The 23,123-nt window shown below is 68.1% G+C and carries 21 protein-coding genes; 9 read left to right on the plus strand and 12 right to left on the minus strand.

Translation table 11 applies throughout. The annotated features are described in order from the left end of the window. Positions 1–44: 44 nt before the first annotated feature. A complete protein-coding gene (locus E6C70_RS12045) occupies positions 45–1,037 on the plus strand; it encodes a diacylglycerol/lipid kinase family protein (protein WP_136424791.1) in 993 nt (330 codons plus the stop codon). Here the strand turns inward: E6C70_RS12045 and E6C70_RS12050 are convergent. Genes E6C70_RS12050 through pheA form a run of 3 tightly spaced genes read right to left on the minus strand, consistent with a single transcriptional unit; the run spans position 1,007 to position 2,987 of the window. Further along, positions 1,007–1,255: a hypothetical protein gene (locus E6C70_RS12050; RefSeq protein ID WP_136424792.1), complete on the minus strand. Its 249-nt coding sequence runs from the start codon at positions 1,253–1,255 to the stop codon at positions 1,007–1,009. The two genes, E6C70_RS12045 and E6C70_RS12050, sit on opposite strands and share 31 nt — an antisense overlap. Next, positions 1,255–1,992 (minus strand): flagellar biosynthesis protein FlhF, encoded by a 738-nt coding sequence (locus E6C70_RS12055; RefSeq protein WP_136424793.1) that lies wholly within the window; start codon positions 1,990–1,992, stop codon positions 1,255–1,257. Before E6C70_RS12055 ends, E6C70_RS12050 begins: the two co-directional genes overlap by 1 nt. Before the next feature lie 8 nt (positions 1,993–2,000). Then, positions 2,001–2,987 carry a prephenate dehydratase gene (pheA, locus tag E6C70_RS12060; RefSeq protein ID WP_136424794.1) on the minus strand — a complete coding sequence of 329 codons (987 nt, stop codon included), beginning with the start codon at positions 2,985–2,987 and terminating at the stop codon, positions 2,001–2,003. A gap of 78 nt (positions 2,988–3,065) precedes the next feature. Here pheA and pgm point away from each other — a divergent pair, with 78 nt between their 5' ends. Beyond that, positions 3,066–4,694: a phosphoglucomutase (alpha-D-glucose-1,6-bisphosphate-dependent) gene (gene pgm, locus E6C70_RS12065; RefSeq protein ID WP_136424795.1), complete on the plus strand. Its 1,629-nt coding sequence runs from the start codon at positions 3,066–3,068 to the stop codon at positions 4,692–4,694. A gap of 172 nt (positions 4,695–4,866) precedes the next feature. Here the strand turns inward: pgm and E6C70_RS12070 are convergent, their stop codons facing one another. The 3 genes from E6C70_RS12070 to E6C70_RS12080 all read right to left on the minus strand — a co-directional run bounded on the left by E6C70_RS12070 (position 4,867) and on the right by E6C70_RS12080 (position 7,564). Further along, positions 4,867–5,949: an amidase domain-containing protein gene (locus E6C70_RS12070; RefSeq protein WP_136424796.1), complete on the minus strand. Its 1,083-nt coding sequence runs from the start codon at positions 5,947–5,949 to the stop codon at positions 4,867–4,869. 126 nt (positions 5,950–6,075) lie between these two features. Beyond that, complete coding sequence (locus E6C70_RS12075) at positions 6,076–6,921, minus strand: M15 family metallopeptidase (protein WP_235833433.1); 846 nt, start codon at positions 6,919–6,921, stop codon at positions 6,076–6,078. A 22-nt stretch (positions 6,922–6,943) separates the two neighbouring features. Beyond that, positions 6,944–7,564, minus strand: coding sequence for an amidase domain-containing protein (locus E6C70_RS12080; protein ID WP_136424797.1), 621 nt, complete (start codon positions 7,562–7,564; stop codon positions 6,944–6,946). A 155-nt stretch (positions 7,565–7,719) separates the two neighbouring features. Here E6C70_RS12080 and E6C70_RS12085 point away from each other — a divergent pair, with 155 nt between their 5' ends. After that, positions 7,720–9,765, plus strand: coding sequence for an MDR family MFS transporter (locus tag E6C70_RS12085; RefSeq protein ID WP_136424986.1), 2,046 nt, complete (start codon positions 7,720–7,722; stop codon positions 9,763–9,765). Between the two features lie 348 nt (positions 9,766–10,113). On the opposite strand, the gene E6C70_RS12090 is transcribed toward E6C70_RS12085, so the two are convergent. Continuing rightward, positions 10,114–11,055: an endonuclease domain-containing protein gene (locus E6C70_RS12090; RefSeq protein ID WP_136424798.1), complete on the minus strand. Its 942-nt coding sequence runs from the start codon at positions 11,053–11,055 to the stop codon at positions 10,114–10,116. A 335-nt stretch (positions 11,056–11,390) separates the two neighbouring features. Between E6C70_RS12090 and E6C70_RS12095 the strand changes: the two genes are divergently transcribed. From E6C70_RS12095 to E6C70_RS12115, 5 genes are all read left to right on the plus strand, one after another. Next, the gene (locus E6C70_RS12095) at positions 11,391–12,710 is read left to right on the plus strand and encodes an ABC transporter substrate-binding protein (RefSeq protein WP_136424799.1); all 1,320 of its coding nucleotides are present in this window, start codon (positions 11,391–11,393) and stop codon (positions 12,708–12,710) included. An 80-nt stretch (positions 12,711–12,790) separates the two neighbouring features. Then, the gene (locus E6C70_RS12100) at positions 12,791–13,909 is read left to right on the plus strand and encodes a carbohydrate ABC transporter permease (RefSeq protein WP_235833458.1); all 1,119 of its coding nucleotides are present in this window, start codon (positions 12,791–12,793) and stop codon (positions 13,907–13,909) included. Continuing rightward, a complete protein-coding gene (locus tag E6C70_RS12105) occupies positions 13,906–14,817 on the plus strand; it encodes a carbohydrate ABC transporter permease (protein ID WP_136424801.1) in 912 nt (303 codons plus the stop codon). Before E6C70_RS12100 ends, E6C70_RS12105 begins: the two co-directional genes overlap by 4 nt. After that, positions 14,817–16,244: a GH1 family beta-glucosidase gene (locus E6C70_RS12110; RefSeq protein ID WP_168770943.1), complete on the plus strand. Its 1,428-nt coding sequence runs from the start codon at positions 14,817–14,819 to the stop codon at positions 16,242–16,244. Before E6C70_RS12105 ends, E6C70_RS12110 begins: the two co-directional genes overlap by 1 nt. A gap of 85 nt (positions 16,245–16,329) precedes the next feature. Then, entirely contained in the window at positions 16,330–17,307 is a 978-nt protein-coding gene (locus tag E6C70_RS12115; RefSeq protein WP_136424988.1) for a LacI family DNA-binding transcriptional regulator, read from the plus strand. A 12-nt stretch (positions 17,308–17,319) separates the two neighbouring features. Here E6C70_RS12115 and E6C70_RS12120 read toward each other — a convergent pair whose 3' ends face one another. The 4 genes from E6C70_RS12120 to E6C70_RS12135 all read right to left on the minus strand — a co-directional run bounded on the left by E6C70_RS12120 (position 17,320) and on the right by E6C70_RS12135 (position 22,236). Then, complete coding sequence (locus tag E6C70_RS12120; RefSeq protein WP_136424802.1) at positions 17,320–18,141, minus strand: VOC family protein; 822 nt, start codon at positions 18,139–18,141, stop codon at positions 17,320–17,322. A gap of 194 nt (positions 18,142–18,335) precedes the next feature. Further along, the gene (locus tag E6C70_RS12125; protein WP_136424803.1) at positions 18,336–19,109 is read right to left on the minus strand and encodes a PspA/IM30 family protein; all 774 of its coding nucleotides are present in this window, start codon (positions 19,107–19,109) and stop codon (positions 18,336–18,338) included. A gap of 39 nt (positions 19,110–19,148) precedes the next feature. Next, positions 19,149–21,170 (minus strand): TPM domain-containing protein, encoded by a 2,022-nt coding sequence (locus E6C70_RS12130; protein ID WP_168770944.1) that lies wholly within the window; start codon positions 21,168–21,170, stop codon positions 19,149–19,151. A 172-nt stretch (positions 21,171–21,342) separates the two neighbouring features. After that, positions 21,343–22,236, minus strand: a complete 894-nt coding sequence (locus tag E6C70_RS12135) for a DNA-methyltransferase (RefSeq protein ID WP_136424805.1) — start codon at positions 22,234–22,236, stop codon at positions 21,343–21,345. Positions 22,237–22,294: 58 nt separating this feature from the next. Between E6C70_RS12135 and E6C70_RS12140 the strand changes: the two genes are divergently transcribed. Next, positions 22,295–22,579 (plus strand): GNAT family N-acetyltransferase, encoded by a 285-nt coding sequence (locus tag E6C70_RS12140; protein WP_136424806.1) that lies wholly within the window; start codon positions 22,295–22,297, stop codon positions 22,577–22,579. A gap of 165 nt (positions 22,580–22,744) precedes the next feature. On the opposite strand, the gene E6C70_RS12145 is transcribed toward E6C70_RS12140, so the two are convergent. Then, a complete protein-coding gene (locus E6C70_RS12145) occupies positions 22,745–23,056 on the minus strand; it encodes a hypothetical protein (RefSeq protein WP_136424807.1) in 312 nt (103 codons plus the stop codon). Positions 23,057–23,123 lie beyond the last annotated feature (67 nt).

Below are 23,123 nucleotides of genomic sequence, written 5' to 3' on the forward strand. Positions count from 1 at the left end.
CTCCACAGGGCCCCGCCCAGTTGCGATGCAATACGGTAGTGCTCATGTCGGCGGCTGAATCGGGTGAGCGGCGCGCGGCAGTCGTGGTGAACCCCACCAAGATCGATGTCGCGCTGCTGCGGGATGCCGTGCACGGGGCAGCGGAGGCCGCCGGGTGGGGCGAAACGCTCTGGTTCGAGACCACCGTCGAGGACCCGGGACACCGAGTGACGGATGAGGCGGTCGCCGCGGGAGCCGCCATGGTCCTGGCCGCCGGCGGAGACGGCACGGTCCGAGCGGTGGCGGCAAGCCTGCGCGGCACCGACGTGCCGCTTGCGCTGGTGCCTCAGGGAACCGGCAACCTGCTGGCGCGCAACCTGGCGTTGCCGCTCGGCGACATCCGTTCCGCCGTGGACGTCGCCTTCGCCGGCGAGACCCGGTCGATGGATGTCGGCATCACCAGGGTGACCGCGGAGGACGGCACCGAGCAGGAGCACGCCTTCGTCGTCATGGCCGGGCTCGGGCTCGACGCCGACATGATCGCCAACGCCAACCCTGCCCTCAAGAAGCGTGTCGGCTGGCTGGCCTACGTCGATTCGGGCGTGCGGGCGCTGCCCAAGGCTGCACGCTTCCGCATCGGCTACCAGTTCGACGGCCACAGCCATCATCACGCGCACATCAGCTCCATCCTCATCGGCAACTGCGGCACGCTCCCCGGCAACCTGCCGCTGTTCCCCGACGCCGAGATCGACGACGGCGTTCTCGACATCGCCATGCTCCAGCCCAAGAACCTGTTCGGCTGGCTCGACATCTGGCGGCGCATCGCGTGGGAGAACCGCGTGCTGCGACGCTTCGCGGTCGGCCGTCGCATCATCGAGCTGACGGATGCCGCTCGCCCGGCCACCATGACGAGCTTCCGCGGCACTGGGCTGCGCATCGACCTCGACGAGCCCCGCGTGTTCGAGCTCGATGGCGACGAGGTCTCCATCGTGAGCACGCTCACCGCATCCGTCGACCCGGAATCGCTCTATGTGCGCGTGCGAAAGCCGGCCGCGTAGTAGACCAGCAGGCCGAGAACTGCGCTGACGAGCACCGTGACGGCCGCCGGCAGCCAGAGCACTTGGATGATGTTGACCCAGGCCCAGTCGACTCCCGCGTAACCCGCTTCGGTCCTGCTGCGCGGTAGTGCCTCGACGAGGGCGAACGCGCCTCCGATGCTCGCCACCACGCCGACGCCCGAGACGACCCACAGCGCCACCAGCCACCGGTTGCGCATCAGCGGGTACCCCGGGGGTGACGGCGCATCCAGGTGATCGCGTGCCAGACGATCAGCCCGACCATGGCGGTGAGGCCGAACTGGAGGGCGATGGGCGCGACGGTCCACGCCGTGCGCGCGAAGATGTCGCCCACCGCGACCGAGGCGACGAAGCGAGCGGTCGGATTCTCCGACGCCTGCAGGATGTAATAGGCCCCGGCGACGACCAGGAGCGCGCTGACGATCCAGAGAGCCACGATGAACGGGTTGACGCGGGGCGTCGTCGCGGTCTGCGCCGCGTCGGCCGGGGGCTCGCGCTGATCAGCTGGGCGTTCGTCGTCAGGGCGTTCGTCGTCAGGGCGTTCGCCACCGCCGGCGGTCCCGCCGCGCCGATCCCTGTCGGCGAGAGGTGGAGTGGCGGCTCGAGATTCCTCAGTGGTCAGCGGGCGGATGGGCCGCTCGGGAGCTCTCGGGCGCTCGTCGCGCGGCGCCACGGGCGGAGCGGATGCCGGTCCTTTGATCGTCGACGAGAACACCGGAGGAGCCGCGTCTCGGTCGGCTCGGGTCGGGGCGTGCCGGTCGGGGTCGTAGCCGCGCTGGAACTGCGGGTCGAACCGCGGGTCGAGGCGCTCGCCGGCACGACGGGTCGGCGCATCCGCGTCCGTGTCGGCACCGGGTTCCGGCACCTCCGGCGTGTACCCGCGCTGGAAGCGCGGATCGAACCGCGGGTCGAGCTCGGCGTCGTCGCCATCCGTCATCGTGAGTCCTATCGTCCTCCGACGGCGTCCGCATCGACAGGTTCCCGGTCGACGGGCTCGGCGGTGATGATTCCCCGCAGCCAGTCGCGCGCCTCGATGAACACCTCGTCGTCGTAGCGGGAGGTGAATTCGATGGGCTGCTTGTCCGCTCGCGGATAGGAGCCGAGGAAGATCACCTGCGGGCTGAACCGGCGCAGGCCGAGCAGGGCATCAGCCACCCGCTCGTCCTCGATGTGCCCGTCCGCGTCGATCACGAAGCGGTAGCGGCCGAGGGCGTCGCCGATCGGGCGGCTCTCGAGCAGGCTCAGGTTCACACCGCGGGTGCTGAACTGCTCGAGCATCTCCAGCAGCGCTCCGGCGTGGTCGTCGGGCAGCTCGACGATGAGGCTGGTCTTGTCGGCGCCCGTGCGCGGGGGGATGGCTCGGATGCGGCTGACCAGCACGAAGCGTGTGACAGCGTTCGGGTTGTCTCCGATGTCCTCGGCCAGCACGTCGAGGTCGTAGTGCGCCGTGATGCCCGGCGGGGCGACGGCGGCCTCGGCGTGATCGTTCAGCAGCAGGGCCGACGCCGCCGTGACGTTGCTGGTCGCGGGAATGTGACCATGATCGGGCAGGGCGGTCTCGAGCCAGCCGCGGCACTGCGCGTAGGCGACCGGATGCGCGTTGATGACCTTCACGTCCGTGAGGGTCGTACCCGGGCGACCCACGAGCACGAAGTTGACCGGCACCAGGTACTCCCCGATGATGCGCAGGCCCGGCACACTCGCGAGGGCATCCTGTGTCGCCGAGACACCGCCCTCGATGGAGTTCTCGATCGCGATCATCGCGGCGACGCTGCGACCGCTGATGACGTCGGCGAACGCCTCTCCCACGTTGTTGACCGGGCTCCACGCCTGGCCCCGCGCCGCTTCCACCTGGCCGAGCGCCGTCTCGGTGAACGTGCCTGCCGGGCCCAGGTAGCTGTAACTCATGGTGGGCGACGGGGCATCGGACATGCCGACAGCCTAGTGAGGAGGTGCCGGTGACGCGTCAACCCTCGATAAGGTCGAGGCGCCGGTGACAGACTGGGCACCATGACGGATCGCGCAGGAACTCCGGCCACCCCCTCCGACCTCATCGACGTCGGTGAGCTGATCAGGGCCTATCACGAACGGCGGCCCGACCCATCGATCCCCGAGCAGCGGGTGGTCTTCGGCACCAGTGGCCACCGGGGCAGTTCCCTCAACACCGCCTTCAATGAATGGCACATCGCCGCGACCACTCAGGCGATCGTCGACTACCGCACCGCGCAGGGCATCGCCGGCCCGCTCTTCATCGGAGCGGACACGCACGCGCTCAGCGCCCCGGCCATGACCACCGCCCTCGAGGTGCTCGTCGGGAACGACGTCGATGTCATGGTGGACGAGTTCGGCGACTACGTGCCGACGCCCGCCGTCTCGCACGCCATCCTCGCCTGGAACAACGACCCGAGCCACCGCGGCGGCAGCCAGACGGCTGACGGCATCGTCGTGACGCCGAGCCACAACCCGCCAGCCGATGGCGGCTTCAAGTACAACCCGCCGCACGGCGGACCGGCAGACACCGACGCCACGACGTGGATCGCGGGACGAGCCAACGAGCTCATCGAGGGTGGTCTGAAGGACGTCAAGATGAGCGAGCCGAGCGCCGTCGACACGTATGACTACCGCGGCATGTACGTCGAGGACCTTCAGAACGTCATCGACTTCGATGCCATCAAGCGCAGCGGCATCCGCATCGGCGCCGATCCGCTCGGTGGCGCATCCGTCGGCTACTGGGGTGCCATCCGCGATCGCTACGGGCTCGACCTCACTGTCGTCAATCCGAAGGTCGACCCGACGTGGTCGTTCATGACGCTCGACTGGGACGGCAAGATCCGCATGGATCCGTCGAGCCCCTCCGCGATGGCATCCGTCGTGGAGCACCGCGCGGACTACGACATCCTGACCGGCAACGATGCGGATGCCGACCGCCACGGCATCGTGACGCCCGACGCGGGGCTGATGAACCCCAACCACTACCTCGCCGTGGCCATCGAGTACCTGTACGGGCACCGGAGCGGCTGGCGCGAGGACGCCGCGATCGGCAAAACGCTCGTCTCGTCCAGCATGATCGACCGGGTCGCCGCGTCACTCGGTCGACGGCTGTGGGAGGTTCCGGTCGGCTTCAAGTGGTTCGTGCCGGGCCTCGTCGACGGATCCGTCGCGTTCGGTGGCGAGGAGAGCGCCGGGGCGAGCTTCCTGCGGATGGACGGCACCGTGTGGACGACCGACAAGGACGGCATCCTGCTGGCGCTGCTCGCGTCGGAGATCCGCGCGGTGACGGGCAAGAGCCCGTCTGAGTTGTACGCCGAGCTGGTCGCCGAACACGGCGACCCGGCGTACCAGCGCATCGACGCTGCCGCATCCGGTGCCCAGAAGGCCGCTCTCGCCAAGCTCGACGGTGACGCCATCTCCGCTGACGAGCTCGCGGGCGAGCCCATCACGGCGAAGCTCTCGAAGGCGCCCGGCAACGACGCGGCCATCGGCGGGGTCAAGGTGGTGAGCGAGAACGCGTGGTTCGCGGCCCGGCCGAGCGGCACGGAGGATGTCTACAAGATCTACGCGGAATCGTTCCTCGGCGAGGAGCACCTGAAGAAGGTGCAGGCCGAGGCGAAGAAGATCGTGGACGCCGCCATCAGCTGACCACCCCGCTGGTTGAGTAGCGCGCGATGAAGGAGCCGGGCGTATCGAAACCCGCCGGCGCTCGTCGACCTGCGATTCAGGCGATGACGCGCTGCTCAGGACGTTTTCGAGGATCCGTGCCTGAGCCGCGGCCTATCGCCTGAACGAGCGTCTGCGACCCGTCTCGAAGCGCCTAGTGGATGCTCCAGTACACGACGGTGCCGCCACCGCTCGCGAGCGCCTCGTCGACGTCCCAGTAATCGGCGTCCTTGGTGTGCCCTGCCGTCCAGACGCGGGTTCCGGATGCCGTGTGCTCGACGCGGGTGACCGTTGCCGTGTGATCCTCGTCGCCCGAGTCATCCCAGTCGAACTGAGCGATGTCACCGACCTTCACCTGGTCGCGCTGCGCATCGCTCAGGAGAGTGGCCCGCTCGGGGTGCGCGGCGAGGTAGCCGCGAAGGGCCGTCGAGCTGATCCACGCGGAGCTCGTCGCGCCGCCCGAGTACCACCAGTCGGCGTCCATGGCCCAGCCGCGTGCGACGAGCCCCTGGCTGGCGAAGTTGGCGCAGTCCATGCCGTCGAGCACGGTGTAGTCAGGGTTGTAGTTCGCCCAGTGCGCGAGCACGTAGGCCTCCTGCGCCTCGATGCCGGGATCGGGCGTGTACGTGAAGGTCAGCGCCGGAGCCGGTGCGTTCTGCGTCACGACCAGACCGGCGGGCGTGGTCGCGGGGGTCAGGTCGACGGGCACGGCCGCGCCCGTGGTGTCGTACAGGTCGATGGGCGCCGCACCCTCGGTGTAGTCCGCGGACGCAGGAACAGCGATGGTCACGGCATCCTTGGTGACGGCCGCGACGGTCGCGGGTTGCCCGCCCACCGTGGCCGAGGTCACGGCGGTCAGGTTGTCACCGGCGAGCGTGAGTGTCGTCCCGCCCACGATCGAGCCGCTACTGACCGTCGGGAGCGATGCGATCACGGGCTTGCCGTCGTTGACGACGAGCGGAACGTGCGTCGAGGCTCCCGTGATGCTGGTCGTGACGTGGTTGTGCTTCACGACGGGGGCGACGGATGCCGTGGCAGCCGAGCTGGATGCACCGCCCACGGTGAGCGCACCGGTGGTCACCGCAAGGGCGATGCCGCAGCCGACGAGGAGGGTTCCGCCAGTGAACGCGGACTGCTTCGCGTGCCTGCCCGCGCGGTGCCTGCTCGTGAAGACGAGGGCGAAGCGGGAGCGAAGGGAGGGTGAGGAGAAGGAGGGGTAAGCGATGGTGCGGGTCACGTAAGAGAAATTCCGGGTTGCGTGGCGAGGGACCCGTCACTCCATCACGCGGGTTTGAGCGAGAACTGAACAAATCCTCGACATTCCATGGGAACGCATGGAACCGCACCGTTCGCGCGGCAGCCGTCATCCGTAGTTCGGCGCGGCCGGAAGGCCGAAGAACTCCTCGAGCGTCGTGACACCCTTGTCGTGCATCTCCTTGGCCAGGTCGGTGCCGATGTAGCGGTAATGCCACGGCTCGAATTCGAACCCGGTGACCGGGACCTTGTCGGCCGGATACCGCAGGAGGAAGCCGAAACGCCACGCGTTGGCGGCCAGCCAGGTGCCCTCCGCCGTGCTGGCGAAGCACGCGGAGAGTGAGCAGTCACCGGAGTCGGCGCCGATGTCGATGGCCAGCCCGGTCTGGTGCTCGCTGAATCCCGGGCGCGCGGTGAGCGAGTCCGCGGCGTCCCGCCCATTCGCGGCGACGTCGTCGTTGTAGACGCTGGTCTGCGAGTCGAAACTGCGGTAGGCGCTGTTCGACGCGAGGGTCAAGCCGGCCTCGGAGGTCGCCGCGGCGAACAGCGCGACCACCGCATCCGACGCCTCCTTGCGCAGCTGCGGCGCCCAGGTGTGCGGAACCGGCACGTCGACGAGATCGGGCGGCACGAAGTCGACCGGATTGAGCGGCCGCAGCTTGTCGCTGACGACCCAGATACTGGTCGGGTCGTCGATGGAGCGCGCCTTCTTGTCGAACGTCGGCACGGCGGCGGGCGCGACCACCTGCGCTGGCGTCGGTCGCGGCGCTGCCGTCGGGCTCGGCGTCGATGTCTGCGCGACGGATGCCATCGCCGCTCTACCGGTGTGCGAACCGATCGCCATGCCCCCCGCGGTTACCGCGACTCCGAGCACAGCGAGCCCGAGGCCCGCGGCGATCGCACGGTTGCGACGCACGCGGCGCGATGGGCCGCTGAGCTCGGGGGTCTCTGACACCCCTCAAGAGTACGACCTCAGGTCAGTTCGCCAGTGACCAGTAGTACACCCGCGCGCCGGGGTGGTCGACGTGGATCGCCTGATCGACGCTGCGATAGACGCTGTCGTCGGTGTGTCCGGCGAAATAGATCTGCGTTCCGGACGCGGAGTGCTCCACACGGGTGACGATTCCCGTGTGATCGCGGTCGCCGGAGTCGTCCCAGTCGAACTGCACCAGGTCGCCGACCTTCACCTGGGCGCGCTGGGAGTCGTCGAGCTGAACAGCCAATTCGGGGTGCATGCCCAGCCAGTCGGCCATCGCCGTGGAGCTGCGCCACGACGGAGTTGAGTCCTCGACGTCGCCGGAGCCGTAGTTCCATTCGTCGGTCTGCGTCCACCCTCGCGCCACGAGCGACTGGCTCGCGAAGTTCACGCAGTCGTTGTCGGAGAGCGTGCCGTACTCGGCGGTGTTGTAGTGCTTCCAGTGCGCCCGGACGTAGGCGAGCTGGGCATCGACGGCCGGCGAGAGAGGCGCAGCCGTCGTCTGCTCGCTCGGCGCAGCGTCGCGTGAAACGGCGTCGGCGCTCTGCTCTGCGCATCCGGAGAGGGCGAGAAGGAGTGCTGCCGCGGCGATGACGGATGCGACGGATCGGGTGCGGAGCATCCGAGAACCCTAACAAGGTGGAAATGGGAGGACACTTGGAGGAGCTGTGAAGCTGTAAGCGATTTGTGAGAACCCTGCGATGGGCTCGATACCGACCCACCCACCCCTCGAGAGGCCGCACCATGTCGATTGACGCAGCGCCGTCCAAGCCCCTGATGAGTCACCGTCAGATCCTGTTCGTGATCTTCGGACTCATGGCCGGGATGTTCCTGTCGGCCCTCGATCAGACCGTGGTCGGAACGGCGATCCGCACGATCGGCGACGACCTGCACGGACTCAGCCAGCAGGCCTGGGTGACCACGGCCTACCTGATCGTGTCGACCATCTCGACGCCGATCTACGGAAAGCTCTCCGACATCTTCGGCAGACGGCCGCTGTTCATCTTCGCGATCGTCGTGTTCATCCTCGGGTCGGTGCTCGCGAGCTTCTCGGGCTCGATGATCGAACTGGCCGGGTTCCGTGCCATCCAGGGCCTCGGCGCCGGCGGCCTGATGTCGATGCCTCTGGCCATCATGGGCGACATGCTCGCCCCCCGGGAGCGCGCCAAGTACCAGGGCTACTTCCTCGCGGTGTTCGGCATCTCGAGCCTGATCGGGCCGCTCGTGGGCGGCCTCTTCGCGGGTGCGGATCAGATTCTGTGGCTCGCCGGATGGCGCTGGGTGTTCCTCATCAATGTTCCGATCGGGCTCATCGCCCTCGGCATTGTTCTGCGCTTCCTGCACCTGCCCAAGACCGAGCGCTACTCGGTGCGGATCGACTGGTGGGGCGCCACCACGGTCATCATGGCCTTGGTGCCGCTGCTGCTCGTCGCCGAAGAGGGACGCCAGTGGGGCTGGGGCAGCGCCGGCGCGATCGCCTGCTACGTCATCGGCGTCGCCGGCATCATCTCGTTCATCCTGGTGGAGCGGGCGATGAAGGATGACGCGCTCATCCCGCTCAAGCTGTTCCGTTCGCCGACCTTCTCGATGGCGACCATCATCGGCGTCTTCGTCGGGTTCGGCATGTTCGGCGCCATGCTGACCCTCCCCCTGTACCTGCAGCTCGTGTTGGGATCCACTCCCACCGAGAGCGGATTCCAGACGCTGCCGATGATCCTCGGCCTCATGATCTCCTCCATCGCGAGCGGCCAGATCATCGCCCGGACGGGTCGCTACCGCCAGTTCCCCATCCTCGGAACCGCGTTCCTCTCCGGTGGCTTCTTCTACCTGACATTCCTGCGCTACGACAGCTCGTACTGGTTCCTCGCCGGCGCGATGTTGATGATCGGCCTCGGCCTCGGCCAGCTGATGCAGACGCTCACCATCGCCAGCCAGAACTCCGTGGGCCTCCGCGACATGGGCGTGGCCACCAGCGCGTCGACGTTCTTCCGTCAGATCGGTGGAACCCTCGGCACGGCGGTTCTGCTCTCGCTGCTGTTCACGCTGATGCCCGGCAATATCACCGGATCGCTCTCCGACAAGGCGACGTTGGACGACGCCCTGAACGCCGCTCTCGACCCTGCGGTGGCGAGTGCTCCCGAGAACAAGCAGATCATGGACACCATCTACAGCCGCATCGTGACGCCGATCGAGGCGCAACTGCCGCCCGGCACGGATCTTTCCGATGACACTACTCGTGCCGCCGTCGTCGATCAGGTGGCTCCGACCATCCAGGCCACTCTGGAGAAGGGGTCTGGATCGGGCGCTTCGTTCGGCAGCAGCACGCTCGACGACACGTCGTTCCTCAAGGGGGCGGACCCGCGCCTGAGCAAGCCGTTCCTCAGCGGGTTCAATGCGTCAGCGGTACAGGTCTACTGGGTCGCTCTCATCGTCGTGCTGATCGCGTTCGTCCTCACCCTGTTCTTCAAGGCGCCGCCGCTGCGGGCGAAGTCGGCGCTTCAGGAGGCGGCGGACAACAGGGCCGAAGCCGAGCGCGCTGCTGCCGACCGCGAAGCCGCCGACGCCGCGGATGCCGCAGACGACGGCGAGCCCGTCGCCGTCGGAGCGGGTCGCGCCGAGGCCGAATACACGGGAGCGGATGCGGCCGACCTGGCGCGCGACCGAGGGGCTCGCGGGTCTCGTACCGACGTGCTCGAGCGCGATGGCGACGTCGAGCACGACGAGGGCGTCTACGCCCAGCGTGCCGCTGACACCTTCGGCGCCCTCGTCGACCCGGGCACCGCGACGGGCTCCACCCGAGCGATCGACCACGACCGCACCTGACCCGTCCCTCCCCCTTTCTCTCGACCGTTGGGCAGTACGCGTCGGCCTCGAGACCCGAGCCGCGCATCCAGTGCCCAACGGTCGATCGCGCCCGGGTGCGCGGTCTCATCCGCTGGGCAGTAGGTGTCGCCCACGAGGGAAAGACCGGACACTTAGTGCCCAGCGATTAGTGGGGTGAACGGGCGACCCCATTCATTGGGCAGCAGGTGTCGCCTTCGAGCCTCGAGCCGTACATCTAGTGCCCAGCAGTTGACCGGAGATGGGCGCGCGGTCCCGTCCGTTGGGCAGTTGATGGCGCCCTCGAGTCCCCAGCCGGACATCTAGTGCCCAGCGGGTGGTGAGGGCGGGTTAGCGAGCGGTGGCGCGCTGGGCGAGACGGAAGCGGACTCGCTCGATGAGTGCTTCGCCGCCATCCCGCAGGTCTGCTGCGGTGACGGTGATGACGATCCAACCGGCATCCTCGAACCGCGCCCGTCTGGCGAGATCCCGCTGGAACTGGCCGCGATCACGGTGGTGATCACCCTCGTACTCGATCGCGATGCGATGTTCGGGGTAGGCCAGGTCGACCATCCCAAGTAACAAGCCGGTGGGCGAGTAGACGCGGTGGTTCAGGGCGGGTTCGGGCAGCCCGGCCACGAGAACCAAGCGCGTTGCGGTCTCCTGCGGGGAAAGCGATCCGTAGCGCACGAGCCCCGCCGCGACGCGGAGCCTGGGAATTCCCGGCAGCCTCATTCGAGCTCGGTAGGCGAAGGCGTCGGCTAGTTCGGATATCGAGGCCAATGGCGGCTCGCCCGAATATGGTTCGTTGCCGGTCGCGAAGAAGTCCCCGGCCGCGACCAAGTCGTCGATACCCAGCATCGCGCTCAGATCGCACCAAGTCTCCGCCGCGCACGAACAGCGCAGACCGTCTACCATCACGCATCGCACCGGTCGCATCGTGCGGTGCGCCACGACGCCCGCCACCCGGGGTCGCAGGTCGTATCCGCGGGTCGTCGTATGCAATACGGGCGCGGACTCAATCGACCAGGGCATCGGCACGCCGAACAGGGCCGCCGCCGTCGAGTGGCTAAACCACTCATCGTCGCGCATCCGTTTGGCGTACGCCTCGGCGAGGCGACGCGGGTCTGTGCTCCGGTATTTCTCCGCAGGGACACGGATGCCGCGGTGCGGCGCGACGAATGCGCTCCCGCGCATTCGCCCGATCGAAAGCCCGTTGGCCGCCCCCTCGGCGGTCGTGAAGGCGCCGGTCTTATCCGCCTGTTCGCGTTCGTCAATCCATGAATTTCGCATGCGTCACCGTCGCCCACTGGGGACTCCCCGGCGAGCACCAAATACCGGACTGCAGGTTATCCGCGGCACGCCCGCGTTTGGGGAGGAGTCGATGACCAGCACCCTGAAACCGCTGGGCAGTAGATGCCCATTAGCGGTGGAAAAACGCGCAACTACTGCCCAACGGATAACGGTTAGGACACGAGATCGGCCCGACCGAAGGTTCGTGAGAGCGCTCTCTTGACAGGGTGGCACGAGCCGCCATAGCATCGACCTCGCAATTGTGAGAGCGCTCTCACGCGCAGGTGAGAGAGCGCTCTCATTCATCCAACTCAACCACGCACAAGGGAGTGACCGTGAAGCTTTCACGACGCACCAGGGCTGTTGCGGCCGTCGCAGGCGCAGCATCCATCGCCCTTCTCGCCACCGCTTGTTCCACCAACGGTTCGTCCGGCGGATCGAGCGACGAGAAGATCACATTGAACGTCACGACGTTCGGAACCATGGGCCTCGACGACCTCTACAAGTCGTACGAGAAGGCCAACCCGAACATCACCATCAAGGCCACGAACATCGACACGGGCGGCAACGCCCTGACCGACTGGAAGACGAAGCAGGCCGCCGGATCGGGCCTCCCTGACGTGCAAGCCGTCGAAGAGGGCTGGCTCGGTCAGGTGATGCAGGTCTCCGATACCTTCACCGACCTGTCCAAGTACGGCGCGGGCGACATCAAGGATCGCTGGGTCGACTGGAAGCTCAAGCAGGCCACCGATAAGGACGGCCGCATCATCGGATACGGCACCGACATCGGCCCGGAGGGGCTCTGCTACAACAGCAAGCTCTTCGCTGCGGCCGGCCTGCCGAGCGACCGCGACGGCGTGGCCTCGCTGTTCGGCGGCAAGGACGCGACTTGGGACGACTTCTTCAAGGTCGGCGAGCAGTACAAGGCGGCGACCGGCAAGGCGTTCTACGACCAGTCCGGGTTCGTCTGGAACGCCATGGTCAACCAGCTGCCCGCGGGGTACTACTCCAAGGACGGCAAGATCGACGTCACCAGCAACGACGACCTCAAGAAGCAGTGGGAGAAGCTCTCCGGGGGTGCGGCCGCCGGCCTCTCCAGCGGTCAGACGGCGTGGGACTGGGGCAAGGGCAAGGCCTTCACCGACGGTTCGTTCGCGACCTTCATGTGCCCGGGCTGGATGCTCGGTGTCGTGAAGGGCCAGGTCGAGACGGCCGGCGGAGACGCCACCTCCGGATGGGACTTCGCCGACGTGTTCCCCGGCGGCCCGGCCAACTGGGGCGGATCGTTCCTGACCGTGCCGACGCAGTCCAAGCACCCGAAGGAGGCGGCAGCACTGGCGGCCTACCTCACCACCGCGAAGTCTCAGGTGGCTGCGTTCCAGGCAGCCGGCACATTCCCGAGCGTCACGGAGGCGCAGAGCGACTCCGGCGTCACGGGCGATAGCTACCTGACCAAGTTCTTCAACAACGCCCCGGTCGGCAAGATCCTCGCATCGCGCGCCGACGGCGTCGTCGCCCAGTACAAGGGTCCGAACGACTCGGTCATCCAGGAGCAGGTCTTCGGTCCCGCCACGCAGGAACTCGACAAGGGAACGGATGGGACGACCGCGTGGAATGACGCGCTCACGACCCTGAAGAACCTCGACCTCAAGTAACAACACGCTTCACGTCAGGCCCCCCGGAGACCCGCTTTCCGGGGGGCCTGATTCCTCGAAGGAGATCTTGCATGTCCACGATGACGCGCCATCAGCTGCCGGATATCCGGCCCGACGCCGAGCGCCCCACGAGCACGCCACCGCGGCTCAGCTTCAGCCAGCGCCTCAGCCGCTTCGACGTCAAGGCGTCGCCCTACCTCTACATCGCACCGTTCTTCGTGCTGTTCGGGCTGGTCGGGCTGTTCCCGCTGGTCTACACCTTCGTCGTCTCGCTCAACGACTGGGACATCCTCTCCGGTCCGGGCGACTGGATCGGCCTCGCCAACTACGGCACCGAACTGTCCGACCCCTACTTCTGGAACTCGCTCTTCAACACGCTGAGCATCTTCCTGCTGAGCTCCATCCCGCAGATCATCGCCGCCGTCTTCATCGCCGCGATCCTCGACCAGAACCTGCGCGCCAAGACGTTCTGGCGCATGAGCGTGCTCATTCCCTACGTCGTGACTCCGGTGGCCGTCGCGATCATCTTCTCGAGCGCGTTCAGCGAGAAGTACGGCCTCATCAACAACATCCTGCAGAGCTTCGGCCTCGACCCGGTGATGTGGAAGACCGAGGTCCTCCCGAGCCACCTCGCCATCGCGAGCATGGTCAACTGGCGCTGGACCGGGTACAACGCGCTCATCCTGCTCGCGGCGATGCAGGCCGTGCCCCGCGACATCCACGAGTCCGCGGCGCTCGACGGTGCCGGCTCGTTCCGACGGTTCTTCTCCATCACGCTGCCGAGCATCCGGCCCACGATGATCTTCGTCATCATCACCGCCACCATCGGCGGCCTTCAGATCTTCACCGAGCCCAAGCTGTTCAACCCGCAGAGCGCCAACCTCGGCGGTCCGCACCGCGAGTACCAGACCACGGTGCTCTACCTCTGGGACATGGCGTTCAACCGCGGCAACTTCGGCAAAGCCTCCGCTATCGCCTGGCTCTTGTTCATCATCATCGTGGCCTTCGGGCTGCTCAACTTCCTCATCTCGCGGCGCATCGCGTCCGTCGAGAGCGCCGGCATCAGCACGCGGAGGGCGCGCAGGCTCGCGCAGTACCGCGCGGAGACGGATGCCTCGAGCGCGGTCCCCACCACGCCCGATCAGGTTCCCGCGTCTGTGGAACCCGCCGCCGTCATCGCCCAGGAGAGGCGCTCATGAGCACCACAGTGCAGACCAGAGAAACGTCGGCCGAGTCGGGCGATACGCGCGCCTCAAACCCTCCAAGGCAGAGGAAGCGCCGGGCGCTCGGCATCGAACGCCGCCCCGGATTCCTCACCTACGGGCTGCTGATCGCCCTGTTCCTCGGCGGCGCGTACCCGCTGTGGTGGTCTTTCGTCGTCGGATCCAGCGACAACAAGGTCCTCGGCGATACCTGGCCGCCGCTACTGCCGGGCGGACGTTTCTGGGACAACGTCGCATCAGTCCTCGACACCGTCGCCTTCTGGCAGGCCCTCGCCAACAGCGTCATCGTGGCCACCGTCATCACCGCGAGCGTCGTGTTCTTCTCGACGCTCGCCGGATACTCGTTCGCGAAGCTGCGTTTCAGGGGCCGCGAGGGACTCATGGTCTTCGTCATCGCGACGCTCGCCGTGCCCACCCAGCTGGGCATCATCCCGCTGTTCATGCTCATGAAGCAGTTCGGCTGGACGGGAACTCTGGGCGCCGTCATCGTGCCGACCCTCGTCACCGCGTTCGGTGTGTTCTTCATGCGCCAGTACCTCGTCGACGTCATCCCCGACGAGCTCATCGAGGCGGCCCGCGTCGATGGCGCGAACATGTTCAGCACCTTCTGGCACGTCGGGCTGCCGGCCGCGCGACCGGCGATGGCCATCCTCGGCCTGTTCACCTTCATGACGGCCTGGACCGACTACCTCTGGCCATTGCTGGTGTCACCGCAGAATCCCACCCTGCAAGTGGCGCTCAGCCAGCTCCAGAGCGCGAAGTACGTAGACTATTCCATCGTGCTAGCCGGAGCGGTGATGGCCACCATCCCGCTTCTCGTCCTCTTCATTCTCGCGGGGCGTCAACTCGTCTCGGGCATCATGGCAGGAGCAGTCAAGGGCTGATGAACGATCCACGTGCCGACATGACCTGGCCGCCGGGTTTCCTCTGGGGTTCTGCCACTGCCGCCGCGCAGATCGAAGGGGCCGCTCACGAGGGCGGCAAGGAGGACTCGATCTGGGATGCCTACGCGCGCCAGCCGCTGGCGATCGCGGGGGGCGACACGCCCGAGCGGGCGGTGGACCACTATCACCGGATGCCGCAGGACGTCGCACTCATGAAGGACCTCGGCCTCGACTCCTACCGTTTCTCCACGAGCTGGGCGCGTGTCATCCCGGGTGACCGTGCCATCAATCGCACCGGACTGCGTTTCTACAGCGACCTGGTTGACGAGCTCATCGGCGCCGACATCCTGCCGTGGCTGACGCTGTACCACTGGGACCTCCCGCAGGCCCTGCAGGAGAAGGGCGGCTGGGCCAACCGCGAGACCGCCTACCGGTTCGCGGAGTACGCCGAGGTGGTCTACAACGTCCTCGGTGATCGGGTGACGCACTGGACGACGTTCAACGAGCCGCTGTGCTCGTCTCTCATCGCCTACGCCGGCGGCGAGCACGCGCCCGGCCTCACCGATCCCGACGCGGCGCTGGCGGCGTTGCACCACCAGCACCTGGCTCACGGACTCGCCGTCCGCCGGCTGCGCGAGCTGGCCGCGCGTGACGGTCGCGAGCTCCACATCGGCATCACGCTCAACCTGACCAACGCCGTCGCCGACGACCCGACCGACCCGGTCGACCTGGACGCCAGCCGACGCATCGACGGCCTCTGGAATCGCATGTTCCTCGAGCCGCTGCTTCTGGGTGCCTACCCATCCGACGTCCTGGCCGATCTGCGCGAGTTCGACTTCGAGCAATACGTGCAGCCCGGCGACCTCGAGATCATCGCGGCCGACATCGACTTCCTGGGCGTGAACCACTATCACGATGACAACGTGAGCGGACATCCCGCGTCTCCGGATGCCCCGCCGTCGCTACGGCCGACCGCCAAGCCGGGTGCGTCGCCCTTCCCCGGCAGCGAGCACGTCTCGTTCCCATCGCGCGGCCTGCCTCGCACCGCCATGGACTGGGAGGTGAACCCGGATGGCCTGCGCACCCTGCTCGTTCGGCTCGGCCGGGAGTACCCGACGTTGCCGCCGCTCTACGTCACGGAGAACGGGTCGGCGTACGAGGACGAACGTGTCGGTGATGAGATCGACGACGCCGAACGGGTGGCCTACCTGCGCGCCCACGTCGCCGCGGTCGGCGCTGCGGTGAAGGACGGCGCCGACGTGCGCGGATACTTCGTCTGGTCGCTGCTCGACAACTTCGAGTGGGCCTGGGGCTACGCCAAGCGGTTCGGCATCGTCTACGTCGATTACGAGACGCTCGAACGCGTGCCGAAGCGGAGCGCCCGCGAGTACGCCGCCATCATCGCCGGGTCCAGAGCCGTCGTCTGAGCGGGGATAGGGTGAGACCATCCTGAGCACGGGGAGCGACCCAGTGGCCGAGAAGCTGCGCGATCACGCCGTGCCGACCCTGGAGATGGTGGCGGCACGGGCGGGAGTCTCGCGCGCGACGGTGTCACGGGTGGTCAACGGATCGCCCAAGGTCACACCCGACGTCGCCGCCGCCGTGCAGCAGGCCATCGAGGCGCTCAACTACGTGCCCAACCGGGCGGCACGCTCCCTCGTCTCCCGCAAGACGCAGGCGATCGCCCTCATCGTGCCGGAATCGGCCGCGCGCCTGTTCGCAGACCCGTTCTTCGCCTCCGTCGTCCAGGGTGTCGCGCTGCACCTGGCCGACACCGACTACACGCTCAACATGATCATCGAGTCGGAGTCGCAGGCGGGCAAGACGCGGCGCTTCCTGCTGGGCGGCAACGTCGATGGCGCTCTGGTCGTGTCGCACCACACCGGGGACCACTCCTACGCCGAACTGAGCCGGTCGCTTCCGGTGGTCTTCGGCGGCCGCCCGCTGAGTCCGCTCGAGCACGGCAACTACTTCGTCGACGTCGACAACACCGCTGGCGCTCAGACCGCCGTCGAGTACCTCATCGCGTCGGGCCGCCGTCACCTGGCCACCATCGCCGGGCCGCAGGACATGCCGCCGGGCGTGGACCGGCTGTCCGGGTGGTACGAAACGCTGGCTGCGCACGGGTTGGATGCCGGGCTCGTCGAGGTCGGGGATTTCTCGCCGGCGTCCGGAGCCGCTGCCATGCGCCGACTGCTCGATCGGGGCGTGCCGATCGACGGCGTGTTCGCCGCCAACGACCAGATGGCCATCGGCGCGTACACGGCCATCCGTGAAGCCGGTCTGTCGATCCCGCAGGACGTCGCCGTCGTCGGCTTCGATGACGACAACTACGGCCTCAATGCATCGCCGCCGCTGACGACCGTGCACCAGCCGTCCGTCGAGATGGGCCGCGAGATGGCGCACGTGCTCGTGCGCTTGATCGAGGGCGAACCGACCGAGCTGATCACCCGGTTGCAGACCTCGCTCGTCGTGCGCGACTCGGCCTGATTCGCCTGCCTGCTACTCCGGATCGAACTGGCTGATCGCGAACTCCGCGCCGGACGGATCCCGGATGAGCGCTCCCTTGGTCCACTCATCGTGCCCGCGCGAGACCACGGTTCCGCCCGCCTCCTCCGCGATCTCGGCGGATGCGTCGCGGTCCTGGACCGCGAAGCGCACCTCCCACCGTGGCTGGCCCTCCCGCGCCTCGACGCCGGCCACCACGTCGGCGAAGCCGGGAGGCGCGAATGACTGGCGCTCATGGATGTCGGGGTCGACCGTCGCGGCGAGGTGGTCGCCGTAGCCCGGAAGCCGCACCATGCCCGCGCCGAGATCGGCGTCGACCTCCCACCCGAACACCTCGCCGTAGAACGTGATGGCATCCGCTGGCCGAGGCGTGATCAGGACGCTGAAGTTCCACGCACCAGGCGCGTTGACGAGCTGCGCGCCCAGTCGATGCCGGGCCTGCCACAACCGGAAGACCGCACCGTCGGGGTCGGAGCACTCGGCCCACCGGCCGGCCGGCCCCGTGTCGAGCGGGTCCTGCACCACCCGCCCGCCCGCGGCTCGCACCAGGGCGGCCGAGCTGTCCGCGCTGTCGCACGCGACGTAGGTGTTCCACCGGCCGACGGAGGCTGCAGCCGGTGCGATCGCCGCGACGTCATGCCCGTCGAGCGTCCCGATGAGATAGGAACCCGGTGCCCCCGGCGGGACCGCCTCGTGGAACTCCCAGCCGAACAGGCGGGCGTAGAAGTCGGTGACGGATGCCGGGTCGGGCACCTCGAGGTCGACCCACGACGGGACGCCCTGCGGGTAATGACGGTGGTCGGCGATGTCGGCCATGGTGTGTTCTCCTCTCGGGGACCTCTGTTGGGGATGACGACGGGTCTCGATACGCCTGCTCGCTGCGCTCGCGGGCTACTCGACCGGCAAGGGATCACTCGCCGGCAGGTCCGCTGCGCTCACGGGCCGCTCGACCGGCAGATCCGCTTCGGGGGGGTCACTCGACCAGCGGGGAGCGTGTCGAGAACCGGCGCCTACTGGTCGGCCGGTGCCGAGGTCGGGGCGGACGCAGCCGACTCGACGGCCTTGGGCTCCGAGCCGCCCGTCTTCAGCGCTGCCAGGCGCGCCTCGACCTCGGTGAGCTCGCCGAGGTCCTCGAGGCTCTCGAACTGCGCGTCGAGGCTCGACGCCGCGAGCTCCTGCTGGCCGCGCACCTTCGCCTCCTCGCGCCGGATCTTGTCCTCGAAGCGGCTGATCTCGCTCGTCGGGTCGGTGATGTCGACGCTCTTGATGGCGTCGTTGACCTGCGACTGGGCCTCGACGGTCTTCGACCGAGCAGTCAGCTCGTCGCGCTTGGCGGAGAGCTGCGAGAGCTTCTCGCGCATCTTCTGCAAGCCGTCCTTGAGCTGGTCGACCACGGCGGTCTGCGACGCGATCATGGGCTCGGCACCCTTGGCCTCGTTCTCCGACTGCAGCTGGCGGCTGAGCGCAACGCGCGCGAGGGCGTCGAACTTGTCGGCATCCGTCGCGTTGCCGGATGCACGCAGCTCATCGCCCTTCTGGCTGGCCGCGAGCGCCTTGCGACCCCAGTCGGCAGCGGCGGTGACGTCCTCCTTGTGGTCGTCCTCGAGCATGCGGAGGTTGCCGATGGTCTGCGCAACGGCGCTCTCGGCCTCGCCGATGCTCGCGGTGTAATCGCGCACCATCTGGTCGAGCATCTTCTGCGGGTCCTCGGCCTGGTCGAGGAGCGCGTTGATGTTGGCGCGCGCGAGCTGAGTGATGCGACCGATGATGGACTGCTTTGCCATGATGTTCCCTCTCTCGTACTGCTTACAGATGTTGCTCTTCTAGAACCGGCCGCCGGATCCTCCGCCGCCGAAACCTCCACCGAAACCGCCGCCGAATCCCCCGCCGCCGCCTCCGAAACCTCCGCCGCCGCCACCGAAGCCGCCGCCACCCCCGGACCAACCCCCGCCACCGCCCCCGCCGCCGCCCAGCAGTCCGCCGAGGATGCCGCCGATGACGGCCGCGGGAATGACGCCGCTACCGGAGCGTCGACCGCCTCCTCCGCCCCACGGATTGTCATCGTCGTGGTACCGGTCGACGTCGCTCTGAGCGAGCTGGATTGCGGATGCCGCAAGCGACTGGGCGCGCTGGGCCTGGGTGAGGGCCTGCACGGGATCCGTGGCACCGAGCGCTGTGGAGGAGTCCAGCAGCCGCTGCGCCTCCGACAGTCGCTGACGCGGCTCGGAGCCGACGGCACCACGGCGGGTGGCGATGTAATCCCCCGCCGCGGCGATCTGCTGCTGTGCCGCCACCTGAGTGCGACCGAGGAGTGCAACGGCCTTGTCTCGCTGCACGCGCTCCTCGCGCGACGGGGCGAGCGCCGCGTCGAGCGCGGCCTCCGCCTTCTGCAGGCGGTGCACCATGGCAACAGGGTCGGTCTTGTCGGATGCAGGTGCCGGAGCAGTCGCGGCCGTCACGGCGTCGGCACCCGCAGCGATGGGGCCGGCGAGAGCGGGGACCTGTCCGACGAGAGCTCGAGCCTCGGTGAGGTCGCTCTGCACGTCGTCGACCTCCTTGGCGACCGCCGCGGTCGCGTCAGCGAGGGTCTGCTCCACCTTGTCGACGGCGTCGAGAAGCTGGCCGGCCTGTCCGATGCTCTGCTGTGCGGCGCGCACCTGCATCGCGACGCTCGCTCGGTGCCCGTTCGGCGCGACGGGGGCGGAGAGCGTCGCCGCCGCCTGCTGAGCCGCATCCGTCGCGAAGGCCAGCAACTGATCGGCCTGCGTCGCGTTGCCCACCAGGGTCGCCGTGGTCTCGCCCTCGAAGCGTTGCTGGAGGTCGGCGATGCGCGCGTGCGCGGCGTCGAGCCGACCGCGCAGGGTCTCCGCATCCGCCGTCACGGTCTTGAGTGCGTCGACCGCGTGGTCATCGAGCGCTCGCAGGGCGTCGAAGTCGGCGGAGCGGGCGTCGAGCTCGGCGATGGCGCCCTCGGCGAGCGTGGTGATCTGGGCCGTCATCGAAGCGCGTTGCTCGGGGGTCTCGGGGAAGGCGTCCTCGAGTTTCTGCTTGATCGCGAACGCGTCGCGCGCGGCTCCGCCGGCCTTCGTCAGCGCATCGGTGAACGGTTTCACCGCATCGTCGCCGAACTGCGCCTGGGCGAAGCCGACCTCCTGCTCGCTCGTCTTGAGGGCGTCGTCGAGCTGGACGAGAAGGCTGCCCGCCTTGCGCTCCAACTGCTCGCGCTGCTCCGCTGCTGCCCGGGCGACCGCTCGCTTCTTGAGGCTCCTACGGAAGAAGATGAACAGGATCACGGCGACGGCGATGACCGCCAGGATGCCGAACACCCATCCGGCTCCACCACCGCCCGATGAGTCGGACGATCCCGAGCCGGTGCCCGAGCCCGAGCCGCCGTTCAGCTGGCCGGCGGCCGCGGCACGGATGCCGTCGGCCGCACCGATCGCCGCTCCGGCCCAGTCGTTCTTCGACAGGCTCGGCACCACGTACTGCTCGGCGATGGCATCGGAATCGGCCTGCAGGGGCGACTGATCGGAGAAGGACAGCTGGTAGAGCCGGTCCTTGACCGCGATCGCCAGCACGACGTTCGTGTTTCCGAGCTGGTTGGCATCCCGGACCTGCTGCACCCACTGCTCGCGGTCGCTGGGATTGTCGAACGTGTTCACGTAGGTCACGAGAAGGGTCTGGCCGGTGTCGGCCTGCAGCTTGTCGATGGCCTGCTGCACGGAGGACGTGTCGCCGCCGAGCACGCCGGCCGAGTCGACGATGTCGCCAGAACCGAAGTCGACGGGTGACTCCGCGTAGGCGGCGGTGCCCGGCAGCCCGACGATCGCCACGACGACTGTCATGGCGAGGACTGCCAGTGTCGCCCTCCAGGGTGCACGCCCCGCCACACTGCCTCCAACCGCGACCGCGCCGGCATCCGAACGCGTGCTCATCACGCTAGCGGGACGGCGAGCACGCCGCGAGACTCTCCCAGCATCCGTTCAGCGACCGCTCGACCCCTGCCAAGCCGAGCCGTCACAGGGCGTCGGCCAATGGGCTCTCCTCGAAGGCGACGTCGAGCGATGCGAAGCGTGCGCGCATGACGGCGATGGCGTCGGCGCTCTCGTCGACGAGGGTGAACCGGCGGCCGAGAGCGGCCGCTGCGGCGCCCGTCGTTCCGCTGCCGGCGAAGAAGTCGAGCACCTCGTCGCCGTGGCGCGTGGACGCCTGGATGATGCGGCGCAGGATGCCCTCGGGCTTCTGGGTGGGGTAGCCCGTCTTCTCACGCCCGGTCGGCGACACGATGGTGTGCCACCACACGTCGGTGGGCAGCTTGCCCAGCTCGGCCTTCTCGGGAGTGACGAGCCCCGGGGCCATGTACGGCTCCCGGTCCACGGCCGTCGAGTCGAACCAGTAGGCGGCCGGATCCTTGACGTAGACGAGGATCGTGTCGTGCTTGGTGGGCCACCGGCTCTTCGACTTGGCACCGTAGTCGTAGGCCCAGATGATCTCGTTGAGGAACGCGTCGCGGCCGAACAGGGCGTCGAGCAGCACCTTGGCGTAGTGCGCCTCGCGATAGTCGAGGTGGAGGTAGAGGGTGCCGTCGTCGGCGAGGAGTCGCCAGGCCTCGACGATGCGCGGCTCGAGGAAGCCCCAGTAGTCCTCGAAGCGGTCGTCGTAGCTGAGCAGGTCGCCCCGGATGCGGCGATAGGCCTTGCCCTTGAAGCCGCTGACCGTGCCGATGGCGCGGGTGGCGGCATCCGTCGACGGCGCGTCGGCCGCCTCGTGCCGGGTCGCCTGACGGGCCTGAGCCCGGCCGGTGTTGAACGGCGGGTCGAGGTAGACGACCGTGAAGCGCCCGTCGGCGAGGGACGGCAGCACGGCCAGGTTGTCGCCGTGGATGACGGTGCCGACGGGGGCGCTGGGCATGCGCCCATTCTGTCAGCCGGGCATGGTGCCGCCTCCGGCGCGAGCGTAGTGTGTGCCCATGACGACGGAGTTGCGGCACGAGTCGGAGTATTCCCGCTACACCTTCTGGGTGGATGACGAGCAAGTGGGGCTCACGGACTACCGGCTGCACGATGGCTCCATCGACATCGTCCACACCGAGATCGACCCCGTCAGGCGGGGCGTCGGGCTCGGCGGACGGATGGTCCAGCAGGTGCTCGACGACATCCGCACCGACGTCGATGACCCCGTGCGGGCGACCTGTCCCTTCGTCGCGCGCTACATAGACGAGCACCCAGCCTACGAGGACCTGCTGACGCGCTGAGTCGCCGAGTCGCTGCAGTCGCTGAGTCGCTGCAGGACCTTCTCCGAAGCGCGGTCGCGCTGCTCGGACGGACGGATGCCGGCGCCGCGGCGGGCGCGGCTGTCCGTTCGAGCAGCGGCATCCGTTCGAGCAGCGGCATCCGCTCGGCTCGACGGCCTCAAGCGGTCATACGTCGATGCGGACGGTACCGTCGAAGCGCTCGTCGGGCGCGGCATCCGGATCGGACTCGGCGATCGCCGCGATGCCCAGGTCGCCGTCGCCCGGGATCGGCTTCTCGACCGGGAGCACCGCCTCCTTCTCGCGCTGCACCTCGATCTCGTGCCGGTGCGGTGCGAAGACCTCGTCGACGACGCCGAACGCGTTGCCGATCGGGCCACCCCTGCGGGTCTTGTTGCTGAGGTCGATCCAGCCGAGCCTCGAGGCCAGCCAGATGAGCAGAACGAGCGCGACGATGCCCCCGACGATCCACCAGTTCATCTGGGTATCCTATGCGGCCGCCGTGTCCCGTCGGTGACGGAGCGATGCCACAGGGCTCCGAGCCGGC

It is taken from the genome of Orlajensenia flava, from assembly GCF_004801905.1.
Taxonomy (GTDB): Bacteria; Actinomycetota; Actinomycetes; order Actinomycetales; family Microbacteriaceae; genus Orlajensenia; species Orlajensenia flava.